The organism is Pseudoscardovia radai, assembly GCF_002259605.1.
Lineage (GTDB): Bacteria > Actinomycetota > Actinomycetes > Actinomycetales > Bifidobacteriaceae > Pseudoscardovia > Pseudoscardovia radai.
This window is the reverse complement of sequence record NZ_MWWR01000020.1, coordinates 24,512-34,493: the sequence shown is the minus strand read 5'-3', so window position 1 is coordinate 34,493 and position 9,982 is coordinate 24,512. Positions and strand designations below refer to the sequence as shown.

Here is a 9,982-nt window from a genome sequence, read left to right as displayed (position 1 = left end):
CCGGGTCCACCTGGACGCCACCTCCGTGCCCATATACGCCACCGCCGCATACGACCTGCACACCGCGGAACGCGGATCGCGCACAGCCAACGGCAAGGAGCCGGGCGCCCACCTGTACTCGCGCGCATCCAACCCCACGTCCGACGTGCTCGAGGCTCGCCTCGCCTCCCTCGACGGAGGCAAGGCAGCCGTCGCCTTCGCATCCGGCATGGCCGCCATCGCCGCCACCATCCTCACCCTCGCCGACAACGGCGGGCGCATCGTCGCCGCAAACGCCCTGTACGGAGGCACCTTCGACTTCATCACCAACATCCTGCCCGCACTCGGCATCGGCGTCGACATCATCGACAGGATCGACGACCCCGCCTCCCTCGAGGCGGCCATCGGTCCCGACACGCGCCTCGTCTTCGTCGAAAGCGTCTCCAACCCCACCACGCGCATCGCCGACATCGACGCCATCTCACGCGTCGCCCACGCCCACGGCGTCGCCGTCGTCGTCGACAACACGCTGCCCACCCCGTACCTGTACCGCCCCATCGAACACGGAGCCGACATCGTCGTGTACTCCACCACCAAAGGCATCAACGGACACGGAAACGCCCTCGGCGGAGCCGTCATCGACGCCGCCGACCTCGACTACGGCCCCGCCAACACCGTCACCCGCCCCGACGGCACAGACGCGCCCCGCTACCCGCAGCTCAACAGCCCCGTGCACAACATCAGCGACGAAGCCCACGGCATCCGCCGCTCCTTCGTCGACGCCGCAGGCACCAAGGCCTTCAGCCAGCGCCTGCGCCTCAAATACCTGCGCCTGCTCGGCGCCGCACCCGCCCCATTCGAAACATACCTGACGCTCCAAGGGCTCGAAACGCTCGGCGTGCGCCTCGACCGCGAGACCGCCACCACACAGCGCATCGCCCGCTTCCTCGAAAAACACCCCCACGTCATCAACGTCGCCTACGCCGGGCTGCCCGACTCGCCCGACCACGCGCTCGCACAACGCGACTACCCGCGCGGCGTCGGCACCGTCCTCGCCTTCACGCTCGAAGGAGGCATCGAACAATCCAACGCCTTCATCGACGCCACGCGCATCTTCACCTACCTGACGAACATCGGCGCCTCCGCCTCGCTCATCGTCGACCCCGCCCGCACCACGCACAGGGAATTCACCGAAGCCCAGCAGCGCGCCGCCGGCATCGAACCCACCACCATCCGCCTGTCCATCGGACTCGAGGACCCCGACGACCTCATCGCCGACCTCGAACGCGGCTTCACCGCCGCCTACGGCGCCTAGCCGAACGCGACACGCCGCGACACGCCGCGAACGAGGCGCCAGCGGCGCACACGCCACCCAGCCCACACGCCACCCATGCACATACCACCACGGAAAGGAACCCCACCCCATGAGCACATTCACCGACCTGTACCAAGGCCACGCCACCATCCTCGACGACACCCAGGCCGCGCGCCCCAACATCTACGAATCGCGCCTGCGCCTCCTGCACCACGCCCTCGTCACCCGCCCCGACGGCACCGGCGCCGACCCCGGCGCCATCCTCTCCATCGGCGTCGGCAGCGGAATCTTCGAAACCCTCCTCGCACAACGCTACGGAATCCACGTCAGCCAGGCCATCGAACCATCCGCGGCGCTCGCGGACCAGGCGCGCGCCAAAGGCCTTGACGTCACCGAGGCCACGGCGCAGGACTTCGACTACGGCGGCGCCCCATACGACACGATCGTGTACAACGGGTCGTCCTTCGGCTTCATACCGGACGACGAGATCGTCGGCACGTTCCGCCGCAACCGCGAGGCGCTGGCGCCGGGAGGGCGCCTCGTGCTCACCGACGTGCCGGCCGAATCGGCGCTCGGCATCATCCTGCGCGTGCGCCAGGAGGCCGGCATCCCCGACGCACTCGCGCAGGAGCTGCTGAAGGGCACCGCGTTCTTCAACGTGACGGAGCACTCGTACAAGCCGTACTGGCACGAGATCCCGTGGTACGAGGCGGCGCTGCGCGAGGCGGGCTTCTCATCGTTCGGCTACTGGCAGACGGTGATCGAGAACCCGCCGTACCAGAACGACGCCCCGTCCGACCCCGTGGCCGGCTACACCGCGGGCAACTACGTCGCCATCGTGGCGGGGGAGTGACGCACGGGGCGCGGGTCCAGACCAACGCCAGGGCCTGAGCCCAGGCGGCGCCAGCCCATCAACCAACCAAACCCATCGACCAACAACGAAAGAAGGTACCGGCATGGCACGATTCCTGTCATCCGAAGCAGTCACCGAAGGCCACCCCGACAAGGTGTGCGACATCATCTCCGATTCCATCCTCGACGCCTATCTCGAGATCGACCTTGACTCCCGCGTCGCGGTCGAGACGACGGCGAAGGACGGCCTCGTGGTCGTCGAAGGCGAGATCAGCGTGCCCCGAGTGCTCGACCACGTCGAGATCGTGCGCAGGGCGCTGCATGACATCGGCTACACGACGGCCGATTCCGGCATCGACCCCGACGGCTGCGGCGTCATCAACAACATCCGCCCGCGCATCCTCAACGGCCCGCAGGGCAACTACGGCGACACCGGCACGGTGGCCGACAAAGAAGAGGCCTACAACAGGTTCGGCGGCGACCAGGGCATCGTCATCGGCTACGCCAACGATGACACCGCCGCGTACATGCCGCTTCCCGTCTATGCGGCGAACCGCATCGCCGAGCGCCTCGCGTATGTGCGCAAGAACGGCATCATCCCGTTGCTGCGGCCCGACGGGAAGGTGCTGGTCACCGTGGAGTACACGGACGACCTGCGGCCGGTGGCGTTCCGCGACGTGCTGATCTCGGCGCAGCATGCGCCGGAGCTGTCGGTGGAGGACGTGCGCCGCGAGGTGCGCGAGAAGGTGCTCGACCCGGTGCTCGAGACCTTCCCCGGCGTGGCACATGACGACCTGCATGTGGTCATCAACCAGAACGAGTTCAACACGGGCGGTCCGCAGGGCGACTCGGGCCTGACGGGGCGCAAGATCATCGTCGATACCTACGGTGGTTTCGCGGCGCACGGCGGCGGCGCCTTCTCCGGCAAGGACCCGCGCAAGCCCGACCGCTCGGCGGCGTATGCGGCGCGCTGGGTGGCGAAGAACATCGTGGCAGCGGGCCTGGCACGCCGCGTGCAGGTGTCGCTGGGCTACTTCCGAAACGTCGGCGCGCCCGTGAGCGTGGACATCGAGACCTACGGCACCGAGAGCGTGCCTCGCGAGGCGATTCAGAAGGCCGTGGAGGAGGTGTTCGACCTGCGGCAGCTCGCCATCATCGAACGTCTCGAACTCCGTCGTCCCATCTACCGGAAAACCGCGGCATACGGCCATTTCGGGCGTGATGACGCGGACTTCACGTGGGAGCGGACGGACGAGGCCGACACGCTGTTGCGCGCTGCGAAAAACGTGCTACAATGATTCATTGCAAGCGGTAAACGCGAACAGACAGTTTAAGGAACCGCCTTGGGAACCCGGGCAACGGGGAAGCGACATAGTCGCAATGAATTGCCGGTGGAACAAGGGTGGAGGGATGAGAGGACTTCTGGTTTACTGGTTGTTGGATGCAAGGCATCATTAAGTTGAGGCTTGCAGGCGCTAGATGGGTGCGTCTGCAGGCCTTTTCCTTTCCTTTCTCTTTTCTTCTCCATGGAAGAGGGCCGGTCCTTCGGGGCCGGCCCTCTTGCTTTGCGTGGGTTGAATCGAACGCCGCCGTCAGCTCTTCGCAGGCGGCAGCTTCAGCTCGTATTGGTCACGCCCCGTGAAGCAGCGGCGGTACACCAGGCGGAGGATCAGCGCGTCGCAGATCATCGTCAGGGCGGAGATGGCGGCAAGCACTACGAACTGGTATTTCGCGGCGATGAGCGGATCGTTGCCTGCGAGAATCTGGCCAGCCATCATGCCGGGGATCGTGACGATGCCGGCGGAGGCCAGCGATGCGACGGTGGGCATGAGGCCCATGCGCATGGCGGAGCGGATCGACGTCATGCTCGCCTCGCGCGGCGTGGCGCCGAGCGCGAGCATCGTCTCCACCTCGTCGCGCCGCTCCGTCATGTCCTCGAAGAAGCGGCTCAGGGCCAGCGCCACGGCGGACACTGTGTTGCCCAGCATCATGCCGGCCAGCGGCAGGATGACGCGCGGCGAGTACCACGGGGCGGGGCGCACGATGAGCTCCACCACCACGAGAACCATCGTGATCATGGATGCCGCCAGGGTCAGGAAGATGGACGGGGCCAGGCCCTTGGGGATGCGCCGCGCGCGCGACAGCGTGATCTGCACCGCCGCCCCCAGCATGCCCAGCATGAGGAGGATGACCCACCACCACTGGTTCTGCTGGATGACCCATCCGAGGATGATGCCCATCGCGGCGAGCTGGAGGATGGCGCGCAGGGCGGCCACCGGCAGGGATTTCTCCACGCCGAGCTTGGCGACCGCGGAGATGGCCGTCGCCACGAGCACGAGCAGGATGGCGACGAGCATGCCCCACAGGTCGATGTCATACGAGCCGTTGTCGGTCACGGTGCCGCCGTCCGCGAGCACGGTGTGCGCCGTGGGGGCTGCGAAAAGCAGGCTGGTGGGCGTCATGATGCGCTCCTTTCCGATGTCGTGATGGATGCCGCGTCAGATGCTGCGCCGGCTGCCGCGCTGGGTGTCGCCGTGGGCTCCATGGCGCGGGAGGATGTGTCGCGCATCGTGAGGCGGCCGTCCGCCAGCGTCGCGATGCAGTCCGCCATGCCGTCAGGCGGGCGGTGCCTGACGCGCACGATGGCCATGCCCGTGTCATGCGCCGTGCGCGCCATATAGACGGCCACGAGGCGCGCCGTGTCGTCATCGAGGCCTGCGTCGACCTCGTCGGCCAGAAGCACGTCCGGCTTCGTAAGGATGCTGCGCAGCATGCTCACACGGGCGCTCTGCCCGCCGGAGAGGTCATGCGGGTCACGCGTCAGCTCGATGTCGGCCAGGCCAACGGCGTTGAGGGCGGAGCGGATGGCTGCGTCATCGGGGGAGGGCAGCTGCTTCGCCACGCCGAGCGTGAACGGAAAGCGGATGGCCTCGGCCACCGTCTGGCCGAACAGCGTGCTTTTCTGCGGCAGGTACGCCACATGGTGGCGCCATTGCTGCATCGTGAAGTCCGACGCGGGGCGCCCGTGGAGCGTCAGCGTCGCTGTGGCGCGCGGGTTTAGCTGCGCCATGCAGGTCAGCAGGCTCGACTTGCCGCTTCCGGAGGGGCCGACGAGGTCCACGATGCGCCCGGCCTGGATATCCAGACCGATTCCGTCGAAGACGAGGCGGCCGTTGCCTGACGCCGCCCCGTCGGCTCCGTCGGTGTTTTTCGCTGCGTCGGTGTTCTTCGTGGCGCCCGTGGACGCCGCGGTGTCGGCGGCGAGGCGGCATCGTGCGTCGCGCACCGTCAGCACGACGGGGCCCTGCGTCCCGCCGCCTCGTTCCCGGGGCTCGTCCCGCCGCCCCGTATCCGGTTCTTCATCTCGTGACATGGCCGGTCCTTTCTCATTCTGGCTGTCGCCATGGTTCCGTCGGCGGCCGAGGCCAGCCGGATCGTGTCCATTCTAGGGTCGGGGCAGATGGCGGGCGTGCATGGGAGGCGGACTTGTCTGGCGGCAAGACACACCGTCCTGCGTGCGGAGGGTTTCTCCGACGGAGGGGCATGACGGGCGTGTGGCACTTGTTCCCACAGTGGTCGTATAATGTTCGATATTGCGGAAAGGGTGCAAGCGCTTTCGGAAAAACGCAACATTTCAGGAGTGTCGCGACGTGCAACGGAGACGGTCTTAGAAGCTTCCCTGTTGTGTTCGATGTGCGCTCCACGGAAAAATTCAAGATTCAGAGAACAGGAACACGATGGCCGAATATTCGAAGTTGGTCAGAGAGCTGGGAGAGCCGGACGACTCCAATGACTCCAGCGACGACATCAACGCCAAGGAGGAGATCGCCACCGTCACCTTCAAGCTTCCCAAGAGCACCCTGGAGCGCCTGAACAAGCGCGCCAAGGAGCTGGGCGTGACCCGCTCCTTCCTGATCCGCCGCGGCATCTCGGATGTTCTTGCGGGAGGCTCCCGTTCGCGCATCAGCAAGCTCGTCATGGTCTCGACCTTCGAGACCTACGACGAGAACGGCGTTCCGATCGAGCATACGAATGTCATGCGTGACAACGGGGAGAACCCCCGTGTCACGCGGCTGGTCAGCGAGCTGGCCGAGGAAGTGGACAAGGGCGATGAGCGGGAGGACTGACCTCCGGCAGATGGACGGACGGGGATCCGGAGAGAATCCCGACGGACGCGGGGCCGTGACGGGCCGACGCCTTTGGCGCCGGCGTGTCACGGCCTGTTCTTTTCGGAGCGCTTGACGAGGCCGGAGCCCGGCGACGTCCGGCACGGGGCCGCGGCGCATGTGCGACACGCCGATGGGGCGTCCGCCTACGCCGTAGGCGATCATGGCTATCTCGAACGGCCGTTCGAGAGATATACTTTGCTCAACATGAACGGTGACGGGCTGGGCCCGCTGGGCGATCCGGTTCGGGCGCCCTGCATCCGAGATACCCGGCGTCCGGGAAGCCCGACACCCGGGGATTCCCGGCACCTGGATGAGCTGAAAACCCGGGATGACCTGACCTGGGATGATCTGAAAAGAGGAACGAACGCATGGTCGCAGACAGCATGGCCGAACACGGGACCGGGCAGGAACAGGGGCGGCAGCAGCGTGGCAGGCAGCATGCCCACAGCACCGGCGACGGCCACGAATTCACGATGCGCGTGGTCGACGGAGCAGTCGTGGACGACCTCGCCGACCTCCCGGCGAACCAGAAAATCGTCGTCAAGGGCGCGCGCGAGCACAACCTCAAGAACGCCGACCTCGCCATTCCACGCAACAAGATGGTCGTGTTCACCGGCCTGTCCGGATCAGGCAAATCGTCCCTCGCCTTCGACACCCTTTTCGCCGAAGGCCAGCGCCGCTACGTCGAATCCCTGTCCGCCTACGCGCGGCAGTTCCTCGGCCAGATGGACAAGCCCGACGTCGACTTCATCGAGGGCCTGAGCCCCGCCGTGTCCATCGACCAGAAGACCACGAACCGCAACCCGCGATCCACGGTCGGAACCATCACCGAGATCTACGACTACCTGCGCCTCCTGTTCTCCCGCACCGGCATCCCGCACTGCCCCGAATGCGGCGCCGTCATCGAGGCGCAGACGCCGCAGCATATCGTCGACACGCTGCTCGCATACCCGGAGCGCACCCGCTTCCAGATCCTGTCGCCCGTCGTCAAGGGACGCAAGGGCGAATTCACCGAGCTGCTCGACCAGCTGCGTTCCGACGGCTACTCGCGCGTGCTCATCGACGGCACCGTGCACCGCCTGTCCGACGAGATCAAGCTCGCCAAGACGCACAAGCACCATATCGACGTCATCGTCGACCGCCTCGTGGTCAAGGATGGCATCCGCCCGCGCCTGACCGACTCCGTCGAGACGGCCCTGCGCCTGTCCGGCGGCGTCGTGACCGCGGAATTCGTCGACCTGGACGAGGACGATCCCGGCCGCTTCCGCCCCTTCTCCGAGCACCGCAGCTGCCCCAACGGACACGAGCTCGAGCTCGAATCCATCGAGCCGCGCACCTTCTCGTTCAACGCCCCGTACGGCGCCTGCCCCGCCTGCACCGGCATCGGCTACAGCCTCGAGATCGACCCGGAGCTCATCATCTCCGACCCTTCCAAGTCGCTGGCCGAAGGCGTCATCGAACCATGGTCAGCCACAAAGACGCAGACCGAGTACACGCAGCACCTGCTCGAGGGCCTGGCCGACGAGATGGGTTTCTCGCTCGACACGCCGTGGAAGGACCTTCCCGAAGAGGTGCGCGACGCCGTCCTGCACGGGCATAACTTCGAGGTGAAGGTGCACTATCGCAACCGCTGGGGCCGCGAACGCGAGTACTCCACCGGCTTCGAAGGCGTCATCCACTCGCTGATGCGTCGCTACCACGAGACCGACTCCGACCAGATGAAGCAGTACTACGAGTCGTATATGCGCGAGGTGCCGTGTCAGGTGTGCCAAGGCAAGAGGCTCAAGCCCGAGGTGCTCGCCGTCACCGTGGGCGGCAAGTCCATCGTGGACGTCTGCGACATGGCCGTCAGCGACAGCCTGCAGTGGGCGCGCGACCTGCATCTGGAGGGCAGGGACGCCATCGTGGCCTCCGAGGTGCTCAAGGAGATCCTCGCGCGCCTCGAGTTCCTCAATGACGTCGGCCTCAACTACCTGACGCTCTCGCGCGCCGCCGCCACGCTGTCGGGCGGCGAAGCGCAGCGCATCCGCCTCGCCACGCAGATCGGTTCGGGCCTCGTCGGCGTCATGTACGTCCTCGACGAGCCGTCCATCGGCCTGCACCAGCGTGACAACGAGCGCCTTATCGAGACCCTGCACAACCTGCGTGATCTGGGCAATTCCCTTATCGTGGTCGAACACGACCAGGAAACCATCGAGACGGCGGACTGGCTCGTCGACATCGGCCCCGGCGCCGGCGAACATGGAGGCGTCATCACGTACTCCGGCCCCGCCAAGGGGATCGTGGACGCGCCGCTGTCCATCACCGGCGACTACCTCGCCGGACGCCGCTCCATCGTGACGCCGACCGACCGGCGCCGCGTGCGCAGGAACGGGCCCCGTCTGCGCGTTGTCGGGGCGCGCGCCAACAACCTCAAGAACGTGACGGTGGACATCCCGCTCGGCGTGTTCACCTGCATCACCGGCGTGTCGGGCTCCGGCAAGTCCACGCTCATCAACCAGATCCTGTACCCGGCCCTCGCCGACAAGCTCAACGGGGCGCGCATCGTGCCCGGCAAGCACACGCGCATCGAAGGCATCGACCAGCTGCGCAAGGTCATCCACGTGGATCAGAACCCGATCGGCCGCACGCCGCGCTCCAACCCCGCCACGTACACCGGCGTGTGGGACAAGATCCGCCAGCTGTTCGCCAAGACGCCCGAGGCGCAGGTGCGCGGATACGGCCCGGGGCGCTTCTCGTTCAACGTCAAGGGCGGCCGTTGCGAGGCGTGCCACGGCGACGGCACCATCAAGATCGAGATGAACTTCCTGCCCGACGTGTACGTGGAATGCGAGGAATGCCACGGCAAGCGCTACAACCGCGAGACGCTCGAGGTCAAGTACAACGGCAAGACCGTGGCTGACGTGCTCGACATGCCGATCGAGGAGGCGGCGAAGTTCTTCTCCGCATACCCGTCCATCGCGCGCTACCTCGACACGCTCGTCGATGTCGGACTGGGCTACATCCGGCTGGGGCAGCCCGCCACCACGTTGTCGGGCGGCGAGAGCCAGCGCGTCAAGCTCGCCACGGAGCTCCAGCGCCGTAGCGACGGGCGCACCATCTACATTCTCGATGAACCCACCACGGGCCTTCACTTCGAGGACGTGCGCCGTCTGCTCGGCGTGCTCCAGGGCCTCGTCGACAAGGGCAACACGGTGGTGGTGATCGAGCACAACCTCGACGTGGTGAAATCCGCCGACTGGATCATCGACCTGGGGCCCGAGGGCGGCGACGGCGGCGGCACCATCGTGGCGCAGGGCACGCCGGAGCAGGTGGCCCTGAACGACGCCAGCTGGACGGGGCGCTTCCTCAAGCCGATGCTCGAGGCCGCCGGCACCCTGTGACGGGGCGCGCCGTGGCGCGAGGGGCTGCCGGCCCCGTGCTTCCATACGATGCTTCCTATGTGATACCGGAGGATGGATGATTTTCGAACGGCATTCGCCGCAGGTGTGGCATGAACAGGCCGAGCGCCTTATGAAAGCCGGGGCGGACGCGGGCCACGGGGCCGATGGAGCCGTCCCGTGCCTGCCGCCTGATGCGCCCCGTGGGGGCGACACGCCGGGCAATGACGCGGGTCGTGGCCCCGCGGTCCTTCCGCCGGCCTCCGAGTCTGCGGCGTCGCAATCGT

At 66.7% G+C, this 9,982-nt stretch carries 7 protein-coding genes; 5 read left to right on the top strand and 2 right to left on the bottom strand.

Features of this window, described 5'->3' with window-relative positions:
• The first annotated feature begins 10 nt into the window (after nt 1-10).
• From PSRA_RS08570 to metK, 3 genes are all read left to right on the top strand, one after another.
• The gene (locus PSRA_RS08570) at nt 11-1,294 is read left to right on the top strand and encodes an O-acetylhomoserine aminocarboxypropyltransferase/cysteine synthase family protein (RefSeq protein ID WP_245834963.1); all 1,284 of its coding nucleotides are present in this window, start codon (nt 11-13) and stop codon (nt 1,292-1,294) included.
• A gap of 109 nt (nt 1,295-1,403) precedes the next feature.
• The gene (locus PSRA_RS08565) at nt 1,404-2,147 is read left to right on the top strand and encodes a class I SAM-dependent methyltransferase (protein ID WP_094661479.1); all 744 of its coding nucleotides are present in this window, start codon (nt 1,404-1,406) and stop codon (nt 2,145-2,147) included.
• A gap of 103 nt (nt 2,148-2,250) precedes the next feature.
• On the top strand, nt 2,251-3,444 hold the full coding sequence (gene metK, locus PSRA_RS08560) for a methionine adenosyltransferase (RefSeq protein WP_094661478.1): 1,194 nt from the start codon (nt 2,251-2,253) through the stop codon (nt 3,442-3,444).
• Between the two features lie 294 nt (nt 3,445-3,738).
• Here metK and PSRA_RS08555 read toward each other — a convergent pair whose 3' ends face one another.
• Nucleotides 3,739-4,503, bottom strand: coding sequence for an ABC transporter permease (locus PSRA_RS08555; RefSeq protein ID WP_245834962.1), 765 nt, complete (start codon nt 4,501-4,503; stop codon nt 3,739-3,741).
• 101 nt (nt 4,504-4,604) lie between these two features.
• Nucleotides 4,605-5,519: an ABC transporter ATP-binding protein gene (locus tag PSRA_RS08550; protein WP_094661476.1), complete on the bottom strand. Its 915-nt coding sequence runs from the start codon at nt 5,517-5,519 to the stop codon at nt 4,605-4,607.
• A gap of 364 nt (nt 5,520-5,883) precedes the next feature.
• Here PSRA_RS08550 and PSRA_RS08545 point away from each other — a divergent pair, with 364 nt between their 5' ends.
• Nucleotides 5,884-6,273: a ribbon-helix-helix domain-containing protein gene (locus PSRA_RS08545; protein WP_094661475.1), complete on the top strand. Its 390-nt coding sequence runs from the start codon at nt 5,884-5,886 to the stop codon at nt 6,271-6,273.
• Between the two features lie 515 nt (nt 6,274-6,788).
• Nucleotides 6,789-9,698 (top strand): excinuclease ABC subunit UvrA, encoded by a 2,910-nt coding sequence (gene uvrA, locus PSRA_RS08540; RefSeq protein ID WP_245834961.1) that lies wholly within the window; start codon nt 6,789-6,791, stop codon nt 9,696-9,698.
• The last annotated feature ends 284 nt before the right edge of the window (nt 9,699-9,982 follow it).

Excerpts from the sequence above, each read along its gene's own strand:
- uvrA (WP_245834961.1), top strand. The coding sequence starts at position 6,789 with ATGCGCGTGGTCGACGGAGCAGTCGTGGACGACCTCGCCGACCTCCCG.
- PSRA_RS08550 (WP_094661476.1), bottom strand. The coding sequence starts at position 5,519 with ATGTCACGAGATGAAGAACCGGATACGGGGCGGCGGGACGAGCCCCGG.
- PSRA_RS08555 (WP_245834962.1), bottom strand. The coding sequence starts at position 4,503 with ATGCTCGTCGCCATCCTGCTCGTGCTCGTGGCGACGGCCATCTCCGCG.
- PSRA_RS08565 (WP_094661479.1), top strand. The coding sequence starts at position 1,404 with ATGAGCACATTCACCGACCTGTACCAAGGCCACGCCACCATCCTCGAC.
- metK (WP_094661478.1), top strand. The coding sequence starts at position 2,251 with ATGGCACGATTCCTGTCATCCGAAGCAGTCACCGAAGGCCACCCCGAC.
- PSRA_RS08545 (WP_094661475.1), top strand. The coding sequence starts at position 5,884 with ATGGCCGAATATTCGAAGTTGGTCAGAGAGCTGGGAGAGCCGGACGAC.